A 21,882-nucleotide genomic window follows, 5' to 3' on the forward strand; every position below is an offset into this window, starting at 1 on the left:
CGTGAATTTTTCATTTTAGGAGTGCACTGGATTGAGCCTTTTCAACTTTAAGATAGAGTAGTTAAGATAGTTAAAAACCACTTTCTCCAACAAAATTTCCAAAAGAGCACCACTGATGCGTATTGATCCGTTGTTGACCGCCAACCCCATTACCGGAGCCGTGCGCTTTGTGACAGATGACCTGTTGCGCGAAACCTATCTCGCTCCTAAACCCCGTGATTTGGACTTGGTTGCCACCCTCGAAGGACGGAACGCACCTTGGAGCGCCAGCTTTGAGGCCGCTCCCGCAGAGACAACGCGCGCCATCGAAGCAGCTCTCACAGCTGTGGTTCGATCTACGCAGAGTCTCAGTCCTGATGAAATCAATGTTTCGGCATTGCAAGAATGCCGTGCGAAAACACATCTCGTTGCTTTGAAAGATCTTTGGAAGGACTTAGGCAAATTGCCTGAGCCATTGGCGGCCTGGGCGCGTGTGATCTGCTCTGAGGCGAAAGAAGCACTCGAGCCGCTGCCGGTCCTTGATCCATTGCCGTGTCCACACGCTGATGCGGCAGAGGCTGCACTTGTCGAGGCTCTGACCCATCAACACGGCGCCGCACCAGAAGCAATTCTAACCAGTTGGAGGCGCCGTCAGCCGCGAGGTGATGGGCCGGCAGTTGGTGGCTATGGTACCATCCAAAAACACTTGGGAGCTGCGACGGACCAAGTTGGGCGCGATCCCACCGTGTCTTGTTTCGGTCTGCGTGATCCGAGGGAAGAAGCACAGTTTGCGGCGGCACTTGCACAACGCATGATTGATGACGGCAGCGTTGATGGCCCGGGCGAAATAGGGCTCTTGGTACCTGATGACCCAGCCTATATGTTGGCACTGCAAGAAAGCTGCGAACACCTCGGATTGCCGCTTTCGGGTACGCCGGAGGAAGCAGCCAAGAGAGACCTAACAAGCGAACTCCTTTCGCTCCTGCTGGTCCTGTTGTCAGTGCCCTCTCCGCGCACGGCGCTGGCATCCCTATACGTCTCTCCCTTGATGCCTTGGACGCGCGACGTTGGTCACCAAATGGCCCGTGAAGTAATGGATTACGGCTGGTCCAAAACTGCCTCCGAGTTGACAGGATCGGCAAAGGAACTGCTGGAAGCGCTGCAGCCATCGCAGACACCCGAGCAATTGTTCGCACGTCTCAGCGTGGTTGATAAATGTCTTTCTGACACCAACTTGCAGCCACACATCGCGCCGCTGCGCGCAAACACCCGCGAAACGCTCGATTGGGCATTGCTTCACAAGCTCGCTGCGCCAAACCAGATCGGCACCGTTGGACATCAACGATTTGTGGAAGGGGTGTCACTCTTCGTGGAGAACGCGCTGCCGTGGCGGCCCGTTCGCCAGCTGCTGGTTCTTGGGATGAATGGTAACCGCTGGCCACGCAGCCCTGGTTCGGACCCCTTCTTCACCGAGGCTGAAATTGCCTTGATCCGCCAGAAAACCGGTCTGCAACTTAAAGGCCGCCGGGAGAAGCTTGCGCGTGGGTTGGAACTCTTCCGTCGTCAACTTTGTGCTGGGACAGAAGGTTTGACACTCCTCGCACCGGCGAAAAACCTGCTCGGTGAACCTTTGTCACCTTCCACCGGCTTGGCCTTGATCAGCCATATGCTCGGTGCTGAGAAACCAACAGACATTGCGCAGGACGTTCGAGTTCTGCCACATGATCAATGGCCCGTCGCCCAGGGTGTGCCGCAGAGCCTTCCGCAGGGGGGCAGAGCTGAACTGCCGGAAGACGGCGTTCTACAGCTCAACCGTGGTCTTGGGACATCGGACAAACCCGGCATCGATCTTCTCCGCGTCCGGCATGATGATGAGGGGCGGATGTTGCCGCAATCGCCCTCGCGCCTCGAAACCCTGCTTGTGAGCCCTTTGGCCTGGTTGCTCGACGAACTTGATGCGAAAGACCGTACTTGGGCGCCAGAAACCCTTGATGTGATGACACTCGGGACAATCATCCATCAGGTCCTCGAAGATGCCTTCCCTGAAAACGTGCCAATCCCAGAGGCGGAAGCACTGGAAGCCGCACTGCCGGATATTCTCGATGCAGCGATCAAGAAACACGCGAGATGGCTCAGCGGCGCATCATGGGCCACGGAGCGCCAATCGCTTTTGAGCGAAGCGTTTGACGTCGCAAGAACCTGGGCCGGTTTTTTGAGCGAGACTGGCGCGACCATTCTGCACAACGAAATCGATCTTACTGGTGATCATGGTGGACTGCTTCTGCATGGCAAGGCCGACTGCCTGTTACGGTTGCCAGACGGACGTATCCTCGTCGTTGATCACAAGAGATCAGGAGCCGGCAACCGCCGCGACCGCATGTCAAAGGGTTGGGACCTACAGGTCGCACTCTATCGCGCTATGCTGGAGCGTCCCAACGAAGAGACCGCGCTAACACGATTGGTAGAAGACGGTGCTCAGATCGTCACGGCCTATCACACAACGCGCGACGCAACTGTCTTGTCCGATGACCTTGGAACGGGCCTTGCCCGTGTTGAAGCTGCGTCCCAAGACGTCTCAGTGAATGCCATGTCGCATCTGGCCGGAGCCGTCACAGAGGTTGGGGCTGGGACAGTGCGATTGAACCGAGAGAGCGATGCCAAGCGGCTCGAGAAAGAGCGCGGCATCAAAGCTTACGCACTCGAAGGTAATCCTCTGGTCGCGGCCTTTACTTTGCCCGAGGAGGACAAAGCATGACACATCTCACGCTTGTTCCGGCTGGAGCAGGGGCCGGGAAGACCCATCACATCAAGGAAACGCTTGCCGATTGGGTGGTGGGTGGCGAGGTTTCCGCCAGCCGGATTCTGGCAGTAACATTCACGGAAGCTGCTGCTTCGGAGATGCGAGACCGTATCCGTGGCGCATTGATGGCGCGGAGGCGTATCGGGGATGCGCTTGAGATTGACCGAGCATACATCGGTACTATCCACGCTTTAGGACAGCGACTTCTGACAGAACATGCCTTCGCCGGCGGGCGTTCCCCCGAGAGCCGTCTTTTGACAGATCCCGAGCGCGATCTTCTTATCCGCTTGGAGATGGGGCGTTGTGAGGCCTTGAAGCCGTTGATGACTGGCTTGGCACGATTTGGTTATGCTTGGGATCCCCAGACAGGCATGAGTGCCGAGGAGAAATTCCGCGCGAAACTCTTGCAAACTGTCGATCTGATCCGAGGCTTGGGCGAGCGAGGTAGTTCTCCGGACATTCTGATCTCAGCGCTGGCGGAATTGACCGAAGGTTATGGCGAATGCGAAGCCGATGGTTCCGCCTTGACAGATGCGTTGAGACGGGCGGTGCAGTCTCTTCTGGATGCATTTCCGCACAACCTTGCAAGTCAATTCCAAGGTAATGTTTCTGCCGTGAAGGATTTTTCCGGCAACCACAAGGATCTGCGTCGCGCTTTGGAGCCCGGTGCTTTGGAGAGAGACTGGAAACTATGGCAAAAGCTGAGAAATCTTCGTCAGTCGAAGCGGGGCTCTCAAACCCCTGAGGGCTACGACGAACGCGCAGCTGCCGTGGTCGCAGCTGCAGATTGCTTGCCACGCCATCCGGGGCCGCTAGAGGATGCTTGCGCCCATCTCACCGCAATTGTGTCCGGTGCACAGGAGGTTCTCTCCGCCTATCAAACTGCAAAGCGCGTGGCGGGCCTCATCGACTATGCCGACATGATCGTTGAAACTGAAGCCCTGCTTGGTAGGGACCCCGCAATCCTGCAATCGGTTATTGGCGAGATCGATTGTGTGGTGATCGACGAATTTCAGGACACCAACCCGGTTCAGTTCGCCCTACTTTGGCGGCTTGCCTGTAGTTCCAAGCATGCACTCATCGTCGGAGACACCAAACAGTCGATCATGGGATTTCAGGGCGCAGACGCCCGGCTGTCAGCAGCGCTGCAAACGGCCAATCCGGATATTATTGCACCGCTTGACCGCAACTGGCGATCCGATCCGCGGATCATGGAACTCGTCAACACCCTTGGACCAACACTCTTCCCAGATAACTATGATGCTCTTTCGCCAGTGAGGGCTGAAACCGGTGAGACGGCATTCGAAGCCCTGAACTTGCCACGTAGCGACTTCGTGAAAGCAGCTCCCTGCATCGCCAACCGAGTCGCCGAGCTTCTGGCCAACGCAACAAATGTGTTCGACAAAGTGCGAGAAGAGCTTCGTTCCGTTCGTCCAGAAGACATCGCTGTGCTGTGTTACACGCACGGTCATGCCAGCAGTGTCGCCGCAGCGCTCGAGGCACATGGCATTCCTGTCCGCATTCAGCAGACGGGCTGGCTCAACGCACCTGCTATGTGTGCAGCGCGCGCGGCGCTGGCCTACGCGTCTGACCCAAATGATAAATACGCGGCACTTACCTGGCTCACGCTAGGGCCACCTCGTGTGGCGCTGGAGGATGCTCTTCGCAACGCCGTGGATGGAGTCCTATATACACATCAGTCCTTGGAGACCCTTAGAGGGTTGAACCAAGCAATCGAAACGCTTCCGATCGCTGACGCGGTTGCCTTGGTGCTGCAGTCTACCGGTTTGCGAGACTGGGCTACCTGCATGCCCGACGCGACACAGGCCTTAGCGGATTTGGCCCGTCTGGATGGTGAAGCGCAGGAGTTTGACCGGATGTTTCCCGGGCTCCGCGCCGCAGCCGGCTTCCATGGCTGCAACATGCAGATTTTCCTTGGTTGGATTTCGGGGCAGACGGAAAGAGACTGGGATCGCCACCCAAACCCCGATAGTTGGTCGGGCAATGGTGTAGAGATTTGCACATGGCATTCTGCGAAGGGCCGAGAATGGCCAATCACAATCGTAGCTGGTCTTGACCAGAAGATCGCCGAGCGGCCGGGCACCTTGCGTGCTGAATTCGAAAGCTTCGACGACCTTTCAAGAGTGCTCGACAACGCTGGCCTTGGCTTCTTGCCAGACTTTGCAGCCCCAGAGAGTCAGCAATTGTTTGATGCACCGCGCCATCCAGAAGACATGAAAGACGCCACGCGCAAGCTCTATGTGGCACTGACACGCGCGCGAGACAGACTGATCTTGGCTTTGCCAAAAGAGCGTAGGGCTGCTCGAGTGTTGCCTGAGCGGATGGTAGACATTCTGCGGGATCACGGGGGTCTTGCGGTGAACGAAGCCGGGATTTCCCTTTGTGGCCGCACCTTTCAAGCACAGATTATTGACGGGAAAACAGACGCCCCCGAAACGCCATCAGTTGCGGAACACACAGCGCGGCCAGCTTTTGGTGAAAGGCGCGCATTAAGGTCGGCTGACAGGACTGCATGGCGGCAAAGTCCATCGACTTTCGAGGGCGTAGACGAAGTAGCGGTTGGTGAGCTGACCACACTAGACCTTGGAGCACCAGTCACAGACAGTAAAGTGGTTGATCCGGCTGCACGCGGAACGGCATGGCATCTGGCGTTTCGTGTACTTGTCCAATTTCCGGACAAAGCCGATCAACTGCAAGCCGCGACCGGTCTGTCGGAGAAAACCCTTGAAGAAATCACGGTTCAGGCCAAAGCACTCACCGCTTGGCTCGATGATCAAGGCTATAGCCGATTGCATTTCGAACTGCCTCTCCAGCGGGTAGTTGAGGATGGTTCCGAGACCAATGCGATCATCGACTTGTTGGCCGAAGGCCCGAACGGCTTGTTGATCGTAGACCACAAGTCTGGCGCCTGTCCCGATCCAGAGGCGCGTTTCGCTACCTATCGGCCTCAACTCAGGGCGTATGCAGATCTGATCCGAAAGGAGTGGCCGGAAAAACAACTCAACGGAATTGCGATCAACTGGATGAGCGAAGGCACAGTTTCAGTTTTGCCAATAGTAGAGAGCGTCTCAGCTTAGATCAGGATGATGTGGCCGGGTTCTGTTTGTCAGATTATAGCGGCAAGAATTCTGTTAACCGCCTTGTATGAAAACGTTGCGGAGGTAGATTAAAAGTTGGGCAGCGCGGGGTAGCCTATATTTAACATAATTAAGCTTATACGATCATATATGTGCGGAGGGAGCGCGCTACCCTGAAGTGCGACTCTTGTTAGAAAACAACGTGTTATCTAATGAGAGGATATTGCCATGGGAGCCGTTTATTCGCAACTGTCGCTGTCTGAACGTCGTAGAATAGAAAACTGGTGGCATGCGAAGGTCCCGGTCGCTGAAATGGCGCGGGTTCTGAAACGTCACAAATCAACGATTTTCCGCGAGATCAGACGCAACTTCTGGGCTGATGACTCCCTTCCTCGCAAATACCCAGGTTACTTCGGATCATGGTCGATGACCTCAATTCCTATTTGTTCACCTTCCAGTTGGCTGACACTTCGAAAAACAAAGTGCCTGCCAACCTATACGCTCGGGGAGTGAAGCACGCGTTTCCTGAATTCAGCGCTGAGAAAGCGTCGCGCCCTTTCTTCGTAGAGCCACGGACGCAACCTCAAACCGCTTCGCTACAAATCCTAATGACAAATCACACACCTGGATTTTGATGCTCCAGAGCTGCAGTATGCCGGTCATAGCTATCATTCTTGAGAACCGACGGACTATTCCCTTCAAGAAGCAACATCCTAACACTCAAAATGTGTCGCTTAGTCTCCGCGAAAACTTCCTGCTCGTCGTTCAAAAAAGGCATTCACTGCTTCGCTGTGATCATGGGTGTGATGCGCCAGTGCTTGGAAGGAAGCGGACAGTTCCAGCAGGCTGTTGAGTGACGCTTGCTCACCCTCGCGCATCAATTTTTTGGCCAGCCTAAGCGAATGCGGTGGGTTAACGGAAACACGAGCAGCCAGAGCTTTGGCTTCACTCATCAAGTTCTCACCAGAAACCACCCGCGAGACCAAACCCCATTCCAATGCAGTTCCTGCGTCGATGACATCGCCGGTGAATGTCATCTCGGCCGCCCGGCAGCGTCCAATCGCGCGCGGCAGGAACCATGCGCCGCCGTCGCCCGGTACAATTCCCAGCTTTACAAAGCTTTCAGCAAATTTGGCGTGTTCTGACGCGATACGCATGTCACACATGCATACCAGGTCAAACCCTGCCCCGATTGCAGCCCCATTCACTGCGGCAATCGTGGGCACTTCGAGGTTGTAGATAGCCTTGGGAATTTTCTGAATGCCATTGCGATAGGACTCCCGCATTTGGCTGGGCGTTTCGCCGAAAATCCCGACTTTGTCGCGCATGTGCTTGACGTTGCCACCGGCAGAGAAAGCCTTACCCGCGCCGGTGAGGATCACACATCGCACAGCATTGTCCGCATTGATGCGGTCCGCAGCACGCACCAACCCGTCGATAACATTCTCCGACAATGGGTTGCGCGCTTCGGGGTTGTTGATGGTCAGGGTCACAACCCCATCCGTTTGTTCGTAAAGCAGTTCTTCGTTCATTTTCTTCTCTCAATTCTTCAGGCAGGGCGACGACTGTATCAGTCCGTGATCGCGAACAGCGCGATTTCCGGAAATGTTATCAAAAGGATAACGATGAATATCTCGATCACGACAAAGGGAATACAGCCCATGAAGATTTCCTTGATCTCCACTTCCGGCGCCATGCTTTTGACGACAAAAGCATTCAATCCGACCGGCGGTGTGATGGCTCCGATTTCGACGGCCTTGGTGACCAGAAGACCGAACAGGATTGGATCAAAGCCGACCTGTAAGACAATCGGATAGACGATGGGCATCGTGATCAGGATCATGGAAATCCCGTCCACAAAGCAGCCCAGGATCAGATAAGGCAGCAGGATGATCAGGATCATCGCTGTCGGTGACCAGTCGAGCTCGGCAAATGACGACGCCAGCAGCGTCGGCAATTGTGTTGTGGAAAGGCCCAGACTGAACATCCCTGCCCCAACAACCAGGGCAAACACCGAACAGGTCGCGCCACCGGTTTCTTTCAATCCCCAGATCACGTTCTTTGTCCGGTTCGGGCGGCGGAGCACAGCGAACAGTGCAAACAATGCGCCCATTGCGGCGGCTTCAGTCGGGGTCGCGATGCCGAAATAGATCGTGCCCATCACTGCAGCAAAGAGGATCACAACCTCCCACGCCCGTCCGAGGGATTTGAACTTTTCAGCCGTTGTTGGCGCGGTGTCTGCCGCAGGTTTCGGTGACAGCTCGGGCCGGATCTTGACCCATACGTAGATGCCCAGAATGTAAAGTGCTGCGGTCATGACCCCCGGTAAAAAGGCGGCGATAAACAGCTTCACCAACGAGGCCTCAGTTGCGATCGAGTAGATCACAAGAATCCCGCTTGGCGGGATCAGAACACCCAGCGTTCCGCCGGCCGCAATACATCCTGCAGCAAGCCGTGGCAGATACCCGTGACGCAGCATTTCCGGCAACGCCACGCGGGTCATAGTTGCAGAGGTTGCGACGCTGGACCCACTGATTGTGGAAAAGGCGGCGCAGCCGAACACCGTTGCGGCAGCCAGACCACCGGGCACCCGACCCAACCAGGTCTGACCAGCATCAAAAGCATTTCGCGACAGCCCTGCCGAAAACGCCATCTGCCCCATGAACAGAAACAATGGCAGAACGATATAGGCGTAGTGCGCGGTTGCACTGTAGGCAAACGTGGACAGCAGATATTCTACTGCGGGCCATGGGCGTTCTGAAACCAATCCATAGATGCCAGCACCCGCAAGCGCAAAGGCGATAGGAATACGAATTATCAGCAGGCCCAGCAGAACTGCGACAACAATCAGGCCGGGGATCAATTCAGCAAACATCATTCTGCGAACCCTTCCGCAAGTGTTGTTTCATCAAGCGCGCGGGGGCGGTTCAGAACGATCCGAAGCAAATCAAAGGTAAACTGCAGCGCCAATAGCCAAAGACCTCCTGCGATCACGATCCGCGCGGGCCAAATTGGAAAGGCAACCAGGCTGAAACCCATTTCATTTCTTTGAAAAGAAGAGATTGCTTGCATCGTGCTGGGCCACGCCATTGTGACCGTGATGGCCAGGCAGACGATAAATCCGATAACGTCTAGACCTTTTTGAGCTACGCCGGGCAGGTTGTTGTACAGAATATCAATTGCGAAGTTCTGTTTGCGCTGCTGAGCAGCCGCCAAGCCCAGGAAGACGAGCGAAACCAGCATGAGTTCACTGGCTTCAACGCCTGCGTCCAATGGAGCGTTGAAAAAAGATCTTCCGACGACATCGATGCAAACAATCAGAAGAATAACCATTGTCGCAAAGCCGCTTGCCGACCCCAGACCCTGGATGATGCGTTCGATCTGATCAATGGATTTGAACACGATGGAATCTTTCGAATAGCCGAAAACACCCCGGCTTTAAAAGCCGAGGCGCCTTCTTTTCTGGGAATTAGTTCTGCGTGCAGGTGTCGTTGTAGCGAGCGAACCCTGAGACATATTGAGAGGTTTCTTCAAACTTTTGAATGTATCCTTTGAATTCGGCAAGCATTGCCACACCATCAACATTCGCTTCAGAGCTTGCACGTTCCAGCCATGCTTCTTCCAGCTTTGCCGATGCCACAGCGTTTGCCTTGGCAACTTCGGCTTCCGAGAACACATTGATAGTTACAGGCTCTTTCAGACCGCATAGTTTTTCGACCGCCACATCGGTTGTCTGATCCAGGAACTGCAACCCTTTCGCTGTCGCTTCGGCGGATACCTCATCGATGATCTTCTGCAGCTCTGGGCTCAGGCTGTTGTAGCGATCTATGCTGATCGCGATGGTTGCAACACCAAGCGCACCAGTCCCCGCCCCGGTCACGTAAGGCGCGACTTCATACAGACCCGCGTTCACAGCAGAGTCAAACGGCGCCGAGGACATGCCTTCGACCACGCCGCGCCGCATCCCATCAACGCCTTCCGGCCATGCCAGCGCAACCGGCGTCGCGCCGAGTTCTTTCAGTGCAATGGACACAGGAGGAACTGCCCGCACTTTCAGACCGGCAAGGTCTTCGACGGTTTCCACCGGACGCGTGGACCAGATGGTGTTTTCGCTATAGGGCGAAACAAACAGAGGCTTCACACCTTTTCTTTCGTATTCAGCTCGAAAATCTGCGTTGTTCCGATATAGTTCGCCCCAGGCGTAGGTGATCGCGTCAATCTGCGTCGTCATATAGGGCATCAGAATGTTCGCGAGCGGATATTCACTGACGTTGTAGGCGTGGGGAGCACCCATCACGATATCAGCTGCACCGCTTGCAAGGCCAGGGAAGAGGTCAGGTGCAGTCAGAAGCGAGCCGCTGACATATTTTTCAAATTTGATTTCGCCATTGCTGCGTTTCTCGATTTCGTCAACCAGCCAATGCGAGGCTTTGCTGACGGAGAACACATCTGACAGATAGGTTGCATAGGTCAGTGTCTCTTCTGATTGCGCTGCGCCTGCCATAAATGTAAGCGCCACACCGCCTGCCGCAAACGAACGTTTCCAAGGGTTGGTATTTTTCATCTTTGGTCCTCCCAACGGACAAGTTTTTAAAAGCACCTTACTGCTGCTGTTTGCAGTCTTTTGAATGCCGACTGGGCCGACGCGAGGATTGCGTCGGTTGATTTGAGTTTATCCCTTGGGCAGCAAAAGTGTTATAAAATAGATATATAAATGGCCATAAACTACATATGTGAACAAACGTAGGGAATTGCGCTCGAAAAGAGAGCGGCCTAGGCCACTAACTGTTTTGCAGTCGGAATAAAGTAGCCTGACGTAGACAAGGCAAACTGAGTGTTACTTCGCCATCTCGAGAATTTCGCGGATCTGAGAAGAATCTGATATCTCACGGGGATTGTGTGGAATCCACGGCGTGTTCATCGATTGTCTGGCAATCTCATCAAACCGGTCTTCGCCAACACCAACATCTGACAGCTTACGAGGCAAACCCAAGACGGCGACAAATTTTGCCAGAACATCCCCGGCCGCTTGCCCCGGGTGTCCCATCGCTTCCGAAACGAGCTGCTGGCGTACTGCGTTCGCCTCTTTGTTCCATCGCATCACCGCTGGTAACATGATGCACGATGTATGCCCATGTGGCACGCCACATAAAGCGCCCAGAACATATCCAATCCCATGACTCGCCCCCATCGGCGCGCCGCTGGCGGTTGTGCCCATCGACAGCCAAGCCCCCAGTTGACAATCCAAACGCGCATTTATGTCGGAAGGGTTCTGTTTGCACGCCAAAAGGCCGTCCTTTAGCAACGTCAACCCACGAAGGGCATGGGTGTCGCTGTAGACGTTCGATTGCAACGAACTGACGCCCTCTACACAATGGTCCACGGCGCGAACGCCTGTAGATGTCCAAAGCCATTCTGGCGTATGGCGCGTAATCTCGGGATCCAATACGACGGCAACGGGTGCGATCTCTGGATGCTTGTGGATTTCTTTTTCTCCGGTCACTTCATTGGTCACTCCGGCCACGCCCGTAAATTCCCCCCCAGAGAGCGTCGTTGGCACCGCTATCTGACGCACGACCGGAGACTGGACGTCATCTGCCGTTAACAAAGCAGTCAATCCGTCGACGGTCGTCACGCCATTGGCAAGGCAAAGCTGGATCGCCTTGGCAGCATCGGTTACAGATCCGCCGCCTACAGTAACAATCACATCTGCTTGAGCCCTGCGAACCGAATCCGTTGCTTCAATGACGGCAGTGCGCGGAGAGTGCGCAGGGATAGATGAAAACCTCCCGACCACCTTTTCACCAAGTGCCGCTGCAATTTTGTCGACTTCGTCCGTCTTGCGCGCGAGTGACCCGCTGGTGATCAGATACACACGTTCACAAGACAATTCCGCCACGTGATCGGCGACAGACGTGGCGGAAGGAACGCCATAGGTGATGTTGTCTAGTCGGTTTACTTTGATCTGGCCCTGGGGCGCCATGTGATTCTCCATTTTCATTGGCCTGCAGGCTGGTTGGCTTCACCCAAAGGATGTCCAATCACCAAATCCCAAAGCGCGCCTGATCCGGCGTCTAACGCAGTATCCCCGATGACTCTTTGCCATTCAAACTCTGACCCAAACTCCTCACGCCATGCCCAAAGACGGCGGGTGAAGTAGTGGAGGTGGTATTCTTGGGTGAATCCCATGGCACCGTGGGATTGATGGCATGCGTCGGCGACGATTTTGACGCTCTTGCTTGCCCAGGCTTTACTGGCGGCAATCTTGAGCAACATGTCATTTGAACCAAACACAGCAAGAGCGGCCGATTGGGCAGAGGTTTCCGTTGCCGCCGCATGTTCCGCGGCGATCGCCAGCATATGCTGAACCGCTTGGAATTTTGCAACAGGGCGCCCGAACTGTTTACGCTCTTTAACGTAGTTGACGGTCATTTCCACAGCGCGGCGCATTGCGCCTGCCATCTCAAAGCTCCGCATCAAAGCGCCAACGGCGCGCAAATCCCAGTCTTCTGCAATCTTCCTTGCAGGGTAAGCGGCCTTGGTAAAAGAGGAATTTGGCTGGAAATCGACTAGAGGCCGCTTAGCCAGGTCAGGCCGGGTCCGAATGAAGTCGTTCAATGCAGCCACCTCGATGCAGAGAAGCACGGCTTCACCGTTCACGTCCTTTGCGCTGCACAAGACATGTGTCGCGACATCGCCAAAAGCCACTTGCCGCAGGACGCCCGTTGCGCGTCCGTCGTTTGTCAGTTGCAAAGATGTAGGGTCTTTGTCGTCTGCGAAGGTCAAAATGGCATCTTCCGGCAGATCAAATTTCGCCAGCCCGGCGATCCAATGACCCACCAAACTTTCAGAGAACGGTAGCGGGCAGGCATGGTAGCCGGAGAGCTGCACCAGTTTCATCATTTCCAACAGTGACAAACCGGCACCGCCCTGTGCCTCAGGCAGGCCTGCACAACAAAGTCCGGTCGCACGCATGTTGTCTATCAATCCCGGCGACACACCAGATTGGTCAAACGCTACCCAGTTTTGCTGGCCTGAAACATCCATCAGAAATCGTTCTGCAGTATCGTGAATTAGATCAAAAAGCGGGCTGGTCATCTGAGCTCCAATCCGGCGGCAATGATGCCCCGCGTGATTTCCCGCGTGCCGCCACGGATCGACCAGGACGGCGCAGACAGGATCGTTTGGTCCAGATGGTCTTGAAACGCTGCCATATGTTCCGTTTCGTCAAACCTGTCCAATGCTGTTCGCGTCAGTTCCGGAATCCGTTGCTCGAACGCATTCCCCAAATCCTTTACCAAAGCCGCCTGAACGTTTGGGTTTTGCCCGGCCTCCAACATGCCCGCAACGCCAAGAGACATTTGTCGCAGCACCAAGAGGTCTCCGACAATTTCACCAAGATTCTTAACGTTGCTTTCAGAGCGATCCGATGCGGCGACACCGAGGTAATTTTGAAGAAGCCCATAGGCTGACAAAAACCGTTCCGGCCCACTTCGCTCAAAAGCAAGTTCTGCAGTTACGATGCTCCACCCTTCGCCGGGGACACCCAGGATCATCTCTGCGGGCACGGCAACACTGTCAAAAACCACCTCGCAAAACTCACTGTCGCCGGACATATCCGGAATAGGCGATACCGAAATGCCCGGCGTTCGCATGTCGACAACAAATTGCGTCAGACCTTCGTGTCTGCTTTGTCCTGCATCGCCCGTGCGCGCCAAAACAAGCAGGTAGTCAACCTTATCGGCATTCGTTGTCCAGACTTTTGCGCCATTCAGCGTCCAAATGTCATTATCTTTGACGGCCCGCGTCTGGACAGACGCCAAATCGGATCCGGAGTTCGGTTCACTCATGCCAATGCCAAATGAAATCTCACCGGCGACGATCCGAGGCAGCAGCGCCTGCTTTACGGCGTCCTGAGCGAAGCGCAAGATTTGAAGCCCGCTTTGCCGTTCGCCAATCCAAAACGCGCCGACAGGTGCGCGGTGCGCCAAAAGCTCTTCAAGGATGACGTAGCGTTCAAGAAAACTCAGCGCCTGACCGCCGAATTGCTCAGGCCAGGTCACTCCCAGAAATCCAGCCTTCGCAAAACGGCGGGCGAAATCAGGATCGAAACTGGCCCATGTGGTGGAGTCCGGATCGAACAACCCTCTTTCAATCTCATCCTTCAAATGTGCGCGGACACGCACGCGCATGGCATCACACGGCTGTGGCAGATTGATAGCTTTAATAGAAAGTGGACGCATTTTTATCCATTGATTTTTTTCTAGATCTGCGGTGCGGGAATCTGTCAGATTATTCTGTGGCCCCGACATAATCCTTTGGCAACAAGATCGCTTCGCTTCCGGCGAGAAGTTCAATCTCTTCCAAGGTGTATCCAGCGGAAGACAGAACCGTCACAGTGTCTTGCGACAATGTTGGTGCGGGCTTGTGGCCGACTGGATAGGTGTCACCAAATCGGAACGGGCTACGCCAAGTTTTGTATTCACCTTCAGTCGGGTGCTGCATAGTCTGGAAGAAATCCACAGCCAGCAAATGTTCGTTAGACCACAAGTCCGGCAGATCGTTCACTGCCACCGCCGGAATGGCGCGATCGTCGCAGAATTTGATCCATTCAGAGGTCGTCTTGGTCGGTGCGGCCTCGCGCACCAATGCGTAAAGGTCGTCGATGTGGCGCACGCGTTCCGGCAAACGGCTGTATTTGACGTCATCCATCAGATCACCCGATCCAATTTCAGTCAGAAAGTCGCGCCAGTTCTGATCGGAGTATGGCAAAAGGCAGGCAAAACCGTCCTTGGTTTTGAACGGCTTTCGTTCCGTACTCAGGGTTCGAGTCCAACCAAACTCTCCGATGGGCGGCTCAAACACCTGACCATTCTGGTTTTCCATCAGATTAAAAGACACCATGCTCTCAAACATTGGCACCTCTATCTCACACCCCTTTCCGGATTTTTCACGCGCCACCAAAGCCCCAAGAACCGCGTTTGTGATCATCAAACCGACCGTTTTGTCGCTGACCATAGACGGCACGTATTCCTGATCGCCGCGCACACGTTGGTACATGGAGGTGAGGCCGGAAGCCGCCTGAATCAAATCGTCATAAGCTGGTTTCTCGCCATAGGGACCATCGCTGCCGAACCCATAGGCCTGACAATAAACCAATCCCGGATTGATCTCCGCCAGTTGACTATAGGCAATGTTCAAACGCTCCGCGACGCTTGGTCGGAAGTTATGGACCACGACGTCTGCCTGAGTGACGAGGCGTCGGAACGCCTCGTTTCCATCTGGATGCTTTAGATCAATCGCAACGGATTTCTTGTTCCGGTAGAGATTCATGAACACACCGTTCATCCCCGGATTCTTATAGGGATGATAGTGTCGCAACACCTCACCACGAAGGGGTTCGATCTTGATCACCTCCGCGCCCATATCCGCCATTTGAAGTGTGGCGTACGGCCCCATCAACACAGAGGAGAGGTCCAATACCTTGATGGACCTCAAAGGCAATTGCTCGTCCATAATACTCAACCTCGATTACTTCGTTTGATTGAAATTTTAGCCACCCGCGCCACCAAGGTAAATTAATTCAAGATTATATTATGACCAAAACACATATGTGAATACTCTGTTAGTTTAATCCTCAAGATCGGCGAACTGCGGCATTCTGCGTTCTTTGAAATGAGCCACCCCCTCGGCAAAGTCCTGATGAACAACTGAAGCCTGGACAAGGGCGCTGCTGGCACGTGTAACTTCGGACAGAGTTTTTTTGTGGGCCGACCAAACTTGCTGCTTGATAATCCCCATCGACCGGGGCGAGGACGCGTTAGCCAGATCGGCGGCAAAGGATTGAACCGTCTCTGCGAAGTCCCCCGCAGGAACCACACGCACAAGCCCCATGTTTCCGGCTTCTACGGCCGAAACCTTGCGCCCGGACAGCAGGATGTCCATTGCGTTCATTTGGCCGATGAGACGAGGAAGCAACCAGGCCGACCCTTCTTCTGCAACCAATCCACGACGCGCAAAAGAGGTGGCGAAATTCGCTTTGTCCGACATGAAGCGCAGATCGCAATACAAGGACAAAACAAATCCGACGCCGGCCATGCCCCCATTAATCGCTGCGATCACCGGCTTTCGGAGTGTGGTCAGATAGGAGAACCTGTCTCTATGGGCTTCGATGTCCTCTCTCGTGCCAGTCTCTTTTCCCGCCCCGAAAGAAAGCCCCTGCATGGAGCGGCCAACACAAAAGGCCCGCCCTGCCCCAGTGATGACGATTGACCGAACATTTGGACCTTGATCAGCTTTTAGGACCAAATTTCGTAACGCCTGCTCCATGTCTTCAGACCAAGCGTTGCCTTCTTCTGGCCGATTGAGTGTGAGTGTCGCAACACGATCGCAGAGTTCGTACTTGACTAAGTCTGACATGAATTTAGTCCTTCGAATTTTCGGCACCGACGACTTCTTCAGAAGCCGAGAGTCTCTGTTATCAACGCTGCGCCATTTGGTCCGGAAACAGACAACTCCTGTTCAATAACGCCGTTGGAAATAGTGTAGACGCGTTCGGCCAAACTTTGGATGAAGGCAATGTTTTGCTCGACCAAGATGACCGCCAGATTTTCCGTCTGGCTGATCGATTTTAGGGCAGTGGCCATTTCCAAAACGATTGAGGGTTGAACACCTTCGGTTGGCTCATCCAGCAACAGAAGCGATGGTCGGTTGCAAAGCGCCCGAGCCAGCGCCAATATCTGCTGTTCGCCGCCGCTTAGGGCCCCACCCTTGCGATCCAATAAATCCGCAAGTCGTGGGAAAATCGAAATCATCTCGTCGATTCTGGCGCTTTGATCCTGCGTGCCAAAGGCGCCAAGCATCAAATTCTCATGTACCGTCAGATTGCCAAAGATGTCGCGGCCCTGCGGAACCAACGTAACGCCAAGTCGTGCCCGCTTGTGGGCGCTCAGCCCTTTAACGTCGCGATCCCTTAGCGAGACCGTACCAGCGCTCGTTTTGAGATGCCCCATCAGACTACGCAACAGTGTCGTTTTGCCCATGCCATTGTGACCAACAACCCCGACGATTTCGCCAGCATTCACCGTTAAATCTATCTGGTGCAGCACCGGGATACGGCCATAAGAGGCCCGCAGATTCCGAACTTCAAGCAGCGACATCGACTTCCTTCCCGAGATAGATTTCCTGAACGTCAGATCGCGCCACAATTTCGTCGAAACTGCCCTCAGCAAACACTCTACCGCGATTGAAAACCGTAACCCCGGTCGCAATGTCGCCGATGAACTGCATGTCATGTTCCACAACGATAAACGTGGTTCGGCCAGCAAGGTCGCGCAAAGTTTGAATCAGTCGAATGCGGTCATCACCGGTCATGCCTGCTGCAGGTTCATCCAACAGAACCAGCTTGGGTTTTGCTGCAAGGACGGCGGCTAATTCCACCAATTGACGCTGACCATGAGCAAGCTGCCCGACTTCACGCCGTGTCAGATGAGTGATTTGGAACAGCTCAAGCATTTCTTCGAGCGTCTCAACCACCTGTCTTGACGCCTGGTTGCGCAATGCGGATAGCGAGATGTTTTCTTGAACGCTCAGACCATCAAACAGGCTGGGTGTCTGGGTTTTGATGCCGACACCGCGTTGCACAATTTCATAAGTCTGCAAGCCCTGCACTTCTTTGCCTTCGAGCGTGACGATGCCCGCCGACGATTTGAACTGCCCAGTGAGGCACTTGAAGAACGTACTTTTTCCCGCTCCATTCGGTCCAATCAGGCAATGCAGTTGGCCTTCTGAAACCGAGAGGTTTACATCGTTGACCGCGACCAGGCCACCAAACCGTTTGGTCAGTCCCTTGGTTACCAACAGGGGATTATTCGTGGTTGTCATCCGCTCACCCCCTGACCTTGGGCAGCGGATCGATCAAAGAAGCGTGTGACCAGCAGTTCCATCGAAGGCAACAGCCCTTTCGGGAAAACCAGAACCAGGCTCATCAAAATCATCCCCAGAACAATCTGGTTGTTGATGAAAGCGGTTTCGCCAAGCTTGATCGACAGCGCCTGAAGCAAGACCACCCCGGCGATCGGCCCCAGCAACGTACCAACGCCACCAACCATCACCCAAATCAACACTTTGGCGGAAACCTCGAGGCTGAACATATTGGGGTCAACAAATGTCTGATACGTCGCCCACATGGCTCCGGCCATTCCGCCGATGGAGCCGCCAATCACAAACACCAACAACTTGTACTGGCGCACGTCATATCCCAACAGCGTGGCGCGCAATTCGTTTTCCTTGGTGGCAATCGCGATGCGGCCGAATTTGGACTGAATCAACAGTTTCAAGGCGACGTAGACAGCGATCAGCCCACCCAGGAACCAGCGAAACATCTGAATGGGATCCAATGCGGCACCGCCATGCCAAGGCAGCTCCAGAACCGGAATGGAGGGAATGCCATTAAACCCGCCTAGGCGCGCATCTCCGATAACATATCCAGGTCCAGAAGTATGATTAATCAGTTTCCACAGGATCAGCGCAACAACCAGCGTCACCACGCCTAGATAGACGTCATTCAACCGGCCGTAGAAAATAAAATAGCCCAAAATCAGCGAAAAAAGCCCACATGTGCCAATTGCCAGAACGAAGGCCAGCAACGAGCTATCCATATTTATTGCCAAAACAGCGTAGGCGTAACCGCCCAAGCCAAATACAGCAGCGTGGCCAAAGCTCAGAATCCCGCCAAATCCCCAGATGTAGGCCATGCTGACGGCAAAGATCGCCAGAATAACGTATTGGGTTAACTGGAAAATTTCATAGAACCCCAAAATGAGCGGCGCGAAAATGAGCGTCAGAATACCCGAACCGACGGCTATTGCTGGCCCCAGATAGTTTACGAAGGTGCGATTCAAGACGTGCCTCCCAAGTGAAGAAGTTTTGGTCATGTTTCAAAGACTACGAGTAAACAGGCGACCTGTGATGCCCTGCGGAAGCAGGCGCAGCAAAACCAGGGCAGCAAAGAACAACATCGCGTCGCCGTAGACAGGGCCAGCCAAAAATGCCGTGGACTGACTGATGGATCCCAACAGCCCGGATGCGCTCAGCGTCCCCGCAATAATTGAAGACCCGCCTGTCACGACAGTAATGAAGGCTGGTCCAATGAAATTGACACCCATGCCAGGAATGACTCCGCTGATGGGGGCCAAAAGCGCACCGGCCAAGCCACTAAACGCGGCACCAACCCCAAACGTGGTCATGAACACCAGCTTCGAATTCACCCCTAAGGCCTCGACCATTTCGGGATTTTGCATCGTTGCCCGGGCAATCAACCCCGCCTTTGAGTACTTCAAGGCAAGATAGATGGAAGCGACGAAAGCCAAGGCAGCTCCGATGAGGAATATTGTGTAAGCCGCCACTGAATATTCCCCGATCGCAATGCCAGAGAAGGGCGTCGCGACACCTTCGAGCTTGTTGCCAAACACGACTGCAACAAAGCCGATCAAGAACAGGCTAAGCCCCCAAGTCGCCAACAACGTATCAATGATGCGTCCGTAGAGGTGACGAATGATGAGCCGCTCAACCAGCACGCCAAACAGGCCCACGGTCAACGGTGCCAATACGAGCATCGCGATCCAGATATTCACTCCGGCCTTGGCCGAAAGCACGACGGTATACCCGCCCAACATCATGAATTCGCCATGGGCGATATTGATCACGCGCATCATGCCAAAGATGATGGCCAGCCCGGTCGATATCAGTACAAGTCCAGCCACCGCGCGCAGCAGCTCGATGGCGACAACAATGGTGTAGTCCACTGCGCTCTCCTAAAAAGTATTGAAATGCTGGCTGCGCGGGCAGCCAGCATAGCTTGCGGAAATTAGTTCAGGCTGATCTCGTGCTGTACATTGGCAGTCGGATCTTCCTGCAGGTTACAGACAAGCTGCGTGTCGCTGGGTTGGACCTGACTGTATTTTTCCTTGATGATAAACGACTTATCCTGAAGGTCTGCGATGTAGACATCGCGAACGGCATGGTGCGTCAATGGGTCAATAGTGACTTGCCCGGACGGCAAGTCGTAAGTCTGACCGGCCTCCAGAACTTCCAGGATTTTCGCCTGATCCAAGCTACCGGCTTCGCGAACCGCGCTTGCCCAGATCAATAGGGATTCATAGGTCAGAACTGACAATTCTGTCAGCAACGGGGTATCCGTCGGGTATCGAGCCTTAACTTTCTCAACCAGCGCTCGGTTGGCCGGTGTGTCGATAGATGGGTAGTAACCATAGCTGCTGACGATCCCGTTCGCCACTTCGGGTTTGATGATTTCAATCTCGGCACCGCCACCGCCAAATGTCGTCGAAGCGATTGGAATCTCATTCTTCATACCCGCAGCGGCCCATTGGTTATAGAAACCCAAATGGCCCGAGCCAACCAAGACACTCATGATCATGTCAGGCTTAGCGCTCTGGATTTTGGAAATGGTTGGGCCAAAGTTGGTGACGTCTAGCGGGAAGTAATCCGTTTCGACGACTTCTCCGCCGTTTTCTTCGACAAACCGTTTCACCCACGCAGCGGTAATGTGGCCATAGTTATAGTCCGCCGCCAGAGTATAAACCTTTTTGCCCCACAGTTTCATCGTATAGGGAACCAGCTTTTCAACGGTCTGAGCCGGCGTTGTGCCCAAGGCGACAGTGTTGCGGTCGCACACACCACCCTCATAAAGCGTGTTGTAGAAATAGGGAACATTGTACCGGTGAAGGATCGGGCGGATCGTTTCGCGGGACGCTGAAGTGATGCCTCCAATCGCAACAGCCGCGCGATCTTTTAGAGAAAGCTGCGTCGCAAACTGCGAGTACAACGACATGTTTGTTTGCGGATCGTAAATAACTGGCTCAAGCTCTTTGCCGAGCAGCCCGCCTGCCGCGTTGACCTCTTCAATCGCAAGCAGGAGCATCTTGTTCATCGGCACACCGAGAAAGTCCAGGAAACCAGAGAGGTCATGCAACCCTCCCACCCGGATCTTGTCCGACGTCGCCGCCATGGACATGGTTGGCAAAGAACCAATTGCGCCAGTCGCCGCGGCCTGTCCAAGCAGTGTTCGCCTTGTCATCTTTGAATTCATTTTCAGTCCTCCCTTGGCTTGTGATTCAAGCTCATTAGGATTTGAGGCTAATTTGATTCAAAAATTACACAATAATTTTAGAGGTCTTCACAGACCAAAACACATATGTGAATTTCTCTCCGGTGATCCAATTTGGTCAATTACAGATAATCCGAAATGAAGGAAGCAATGGATTCCCTCATGAATTCATAGAGTTCTTCATGGGTTTGCTGCATCTTCCTCGTGCGGCGCGCCACACCAATCGCCAGCGGTAAATCTGCGTCGCGCAGTGCCAAGGGCATAGCAATCATCGACACTCCAGGTGTGATCCAGCCGCTCGAATAGGCGTAGCCTTTTGAGCGAACGACATTCAGTTGACCCTCGACTTCGTCGATCCGAATGACTTCATCTTCGGGCGAACGATATGCGTTTACGCGTTTGATGATACCTGAGATTTCGTCCTCCGATAGCTGCGCCAGAAGAGCATGACCGGTCGAGGATTTAAACAGCGATCGTTTGGTACCTGGCTTACGGTACACCATCCGTTGGTCCTCAGCATCTTGCACAACACGGATGTATTGCGAGGAGTCATCGTTAATGCTCGCCAAGACCACTGTCTCGTTTGATCGTCGGTTCAACCCGTGCATCAGTTCGATCAGGCTACCATTTCGAAATACGTCTTCACCAACCCAGTTACCCAGTAAAGACAGGCGGGCCGTGGGCCGATACGTACGCTCCCGAAGATCATAATGTGTGTAACCCAGCGTGGTCATACTGCGAAGAAGCATCATACAGCTGGATTTTGGCAGGTTCAGCTGTTCGGAAATCTCTTTCAAGGTCACGCTTCGCTGCACCTGATCAAAGTATTCAAGGATCAGCAGCGTCCGGTCGCAGGATTTAACAATTCTATCGGTCAT

The 21,882-nt window shown here is 54.2% G+C and carries 17 protein-coding genes and 1 pseudogene; 3 read left to right on the forward strand and 15 right to left on the reverse strand.

Annotation, left to right across the window (positions count from 1 at the left end; translation table 11 throughout):
* The first annotated feature begins 115 nt into the window (after nt 1–115).
* The 3 genes and pseudogenes from GOX21_RS16740 to GOX21_RS21760 form a co-directional block, all read left to right on the forward strand.
* Nucleotides 116–2,734: a PD-(D/E)XK nuclease family protein gene (locus tag GOX21_RS16740; RefSeq protein ID WP_170378707.1), complete on the forward strand. Its 2,619-nt coding sequence runs from the start codon at nt 116–118 to the stop codon at nt 2,732–2,734.
* Nucleotides 2,731–5,877 carry a UvrD-helicase domain-containing protein gene (locus tag GOX21_RS16745; protein WP_170378709.1) on the forward strand — a complete coding sequence of 1,049 codons (3,147 nt, stop codon included), beginning with the start codon at nt 2,731–2,733 and terminating at the stop codon, nt 5,875–5,877. The genes GOX21_RS16740 and GOX21_RS16745 overlap by 4 nt, the downstream gene beginning before the upstream one ends.
* Nucleotides 5,878–6,105: 228 nt before the next feature.
* Nucleotides 6,106–6,294, forward strand: a pseudogene (locus tag GOX21_RS21760) (helix-turn-helix domain-containing protein); the annotation flags it as partial.
* Between the two features lie 317 nt (nt 6,295–6,611).
* On the opposite strand, the gene GOX21_RS16755 reads toward GOX21_RS21760, so the two are convergent.
* The 15 genes from GOX21_RS16755 to GOX21_RS16825 all read right to left on the reverse strand — a co-directional run bounded on the left by GOX21_RS16755 (nt 6,612) and on the right by GOX21_RS16825 (nt 21,882).
* Nucleotides 6,612–7,409, reverse strand: coding sequence for a crotonase/enoyl-CoA hydratase family protein (locus GOX21_RS16755; RefSeq protein ID WP_170378713.1), 798 nt, complete (start codon nt 7,407–7,409; stop codon nt 6,612–6,614).
* 38 nt (nt 7,410–7,447) lie between these two features.
* Nucleotides 7,448–8,755 carry a TRAP transporter large permease gene (locus GOX21_RS16760; RefSeq protein WP_217353049.1) on the reverse strand — a complete coding sequence of 436 codons (1,308 nt, stop codon included), beginning with the start codon at nt 8,753–8,755 and terminating at the stop codon, nt 7,448–7,450.
* Nucleotides 8,752–9,210: a TRAP transporter small permease subunit gene (locus GOX21_RS16765; RefSeq protein ID WP_170378715.1), complete on the reverse strand. Its 459-nt coding sequence runs from the start codon at nt 9,208–9,210 to the stop codon at nt 8,752–8,754. The genes GOX21_RS16760 and GOX21_RS16765 overlap by 4 nt, the downstream gene beginning before the upstream one ends.
* Nucleotides 9,211–9,346: 136 nt before the next feature.
* Nucleotides 9,347–10,441, reverse strand: a complete 1,095-nt coding sequence (gene dctP / locus GOX21_RS16770; protein ID WP_170378717.1) for a TRAP transporter substrate-binding protein DctP — start codon at nt 10,439–10,441, stop codon at nt 9,347–9,349.
* Nucleotides 10,442–10,714: 273 nt separating this feature from the next.
* Nucleotides 10,715–11,860: an iron-containing alcohol dehydrogenase gene (locus GOX21_RS16775; protein ID WP_170378719.1), complete on the reverse strand. Its 1,146-nt coding sequence runs from the start codon at nt 11,858–11,860 to the stop codon at nt 10,715–10,717.
* Nucleotides 11,861–11,874: 14 nt separating this feature from the next.
* Entirely contained in the window at nt 11,875–12,975 is a 1,101-nt protein-coding gene (locus tag GOX21_RS16780; protein WP_170378721.1) for an acyl-CoA dehydrogenase, read from the reverse strand.
* Nucleotides 12,972–14,069, reverse strand: coding sequence for an acyl-CoA dehydrogenase family protein (locus tag GOX21_RS16785; protein WP_217353050.1), 1,098 nt, complete (start codon nt 14,067–14,069; stop codon nt 12,972–12,974). The genes GOX21_RS16780 and GOX21_RS16785 overlap by 4 nt, the downstream gene beginning before the upstream one ends.
* A 100-nt stretch (nt 14,070–14,169) precedes the next feature.
* Nucleotides 14,170–15,393, reverse strand: a complete 1,224-nt coding sequence (locus GOX21_RS16790) for a CaiB/BaiF CoA transferase family protein (RefSeq protein WP_170378725.1) — start codon at nt 15,391–15,393, stop codon at nt 14,170–14,172.
* 114 nt (nt 15,394–15,507) lie between these two features.
* Entirely contained in the window at nt 15,508–16,323 is an 816-nt protein-coding gene (locus GOX21_RS16795) for an enoyl-CoA hydratase-related protein (RefSeq protein WP_217353051.1), read from the reverse strand.
* A gap of 11 nt (nt 16,324–16,334) precedes the next feature.
* Nucleotides 16,335–17,036 (reverse strand): ABC transporter ATP-binding protein, encoded by a 702-nt coding sequence (locus tag GOX21_RS16800; protein ID WP_170378727.1) that lies wholly within the window; start codon nt 17,034–17,036, stop codon nt 16,335–16,337.
* Nucleotides 17,023–17,760 carry an ABC transporter ATP-binding protein gene (locus GOX21_RS16805; protein ID WP_170378729.1) on the reverse strand — a complete coding sequence of 246 codons (738 nt, stop codon included), beginning with the start codon at nt 17,758–17,760 and terminating at the stop codon, nt 17,023–17,025. The genes GOX21_RS16800 and GOX21_RS16805 overlap by 14 nt, the downstream gene beginning before the upstream one ends.
* Nucleotides 17,757–18,779, reverse strand: coding sequence for a branched-chain amino acid ABC transporter permease (locus GOX21_RS16810; RefSeq protein WP_254428585.1), 1,023 nt, complete (start codon nt 18,777–18,779; stop codon nt 17,757–17,759). The genes GOX21_RS16805 and GOX21_RS16810 overlap by 4 nt, the downstream gene beginning before the upstream one ends.
* A gap of 36 nt (nt 18,780–18,815) precedes the next feature.
* Entirely contained in the window at nt 18,816–19,682 is an 867-nt protein-coding gene (locus GOX21_RS16815) for an ABC transporter permease subunit (protein WP_170378733.1), read from the reverse strand.
* A 62-nt stretch (nt 19,683–19,744) separates the two neighbouring features.
* Nucleotides 19,745–20,986, reverse strand: coding sequence for a transporter substrate-binding protein (locus GOX21_RS16820; protein WP_254428586.1), 1,242 nt, complete (start codon nt 20,984–20,986; stop codon nt 19,745–19,747).
* A 140-nt stretch (nt 20,987–21,126) separates the two neighbouring features.
* Nucleotides 21,127–21,882 (reverse strand): IclR family transcriptional regulator, encoded by a 756-nt coding sequence (locus GOX21_RS16825; protein WP_170378734.1) that lies wholly within the window; start codon nt 21,880–21,882, stop codon nt 21,127–21,129.

It is taken from the genome of Ruegeria atlantica, assembly GCF_013032005.1.
GTDB classification, from domain to species: domain Bacteria; phylum Pseudomonadota; class Alphaproteobacteria; order Rhodobacterales; family Rhodobacteraceae; genus Ruegeria; species Ruegeria atlantica_A.

Excerpts from the sequence above, each read along its gene's own strand:
- GOX21_RS16740 (WP_170378707.1), top strand. The coding sequence starts at position 116 with ATGCGTATTGATCCGTTGTTGACCGCCAACCCCATTACCGGAGCCGTG.
- GOX21_RS16745 (WP_170378709.1), top strand. The coding sequence starts at position 2,731 with ATGACACATCTCACGCTTGTTCCGGCTGGAGCAGGGGCCGGGAAGACC.
- GOX21_RS16755 (WP_170378713.1), bottom strand. The coding sequence starts at position 7,409 with ATGAACGAAGAACTGCTTTACGAACAAACGGATGGGGTTGTGACCCTG.
- GOX21_RS16760 (WP_217353049.1), bottom strand. The coding sequence starts at position 8,755 with ATGATGTTTGCTGAATTGATCCCCGGCCTGATTGTTGTCGCAGTTCTG.
- GOX21_RS16765 (WP_170378715.1), bottom strand. The coding sequence starts at position 9,210 with ATGGTTATTCTTCTGATTGTTTGCATCGATGTCGTCGGAAGATCTTTT.
- dctP (WP_170378717.1), bottom strand. The coding sequence starts at position 10,441 with ATGAAAAATACCAACCCTTGGAAACGTTCGTTTGCGGCAGGCGGTGTG.
- GOX21_RS16775 (WP_170378719.1), bottom strand. The coding sequence starts at position 11,860 with ATGGCGCCCCAGGGCCAGATCAAAGTAAACCGACTAGACAACATCACC.
- GOX21_RS16780 (WP_170378721.1), bottom strand. The coding sequence starts at position 12,975 with ATGACCAGCCCGCTTTTTGATCTAATTCACGATACTGCAGAACGATTT.
- GOX21_RS16785 (WP_217353050.1), bottom strand. The coding sequence starts at position 14,069 with ATGCGCGTGCGTGTCCGCGCACATTTGAAGGATGAGATTGAAAGAGGG.
- GOX21_RS16790 (WP_170378725.1), bottom strand. The coding sequence starts at position 15,393 with ATGGACGAGCAATTGCCTTTGAGGTCCATCAAGGTATTGGACCTCTCC.
- GOX21_RS16800 (WP_170378727.1), bottom strand. The coding sequence starts at position 17,036 with ATGTCGCTGCTTGAAGTTCGGAATCTGCGGGCCTCTTATGGCCGTATC.
- GOX21_RS16805 (WP_170378729.1), bottom strand. The coding sequence starts at position 17,760 with ATGACAACCACGAATAATCCCCTGTTGGTAACCAAGGGACTGACCAAA.
- GOX21_RS16820 (WP_254428586.1), bottom strand. The coding sequence starts at position 20,986 with ATGAATTCAAAGATGACAAGGCGAACACTGCTTGGACAGGCCGCGGCG.
- GOX21_RS16825 (WP_170378734.1), bottom strand. The coding sequence starts at position 21,882 with ATGACCGATAGAATTGTTAAATCCTGCGACCGGACGCTGCTGATCCTT.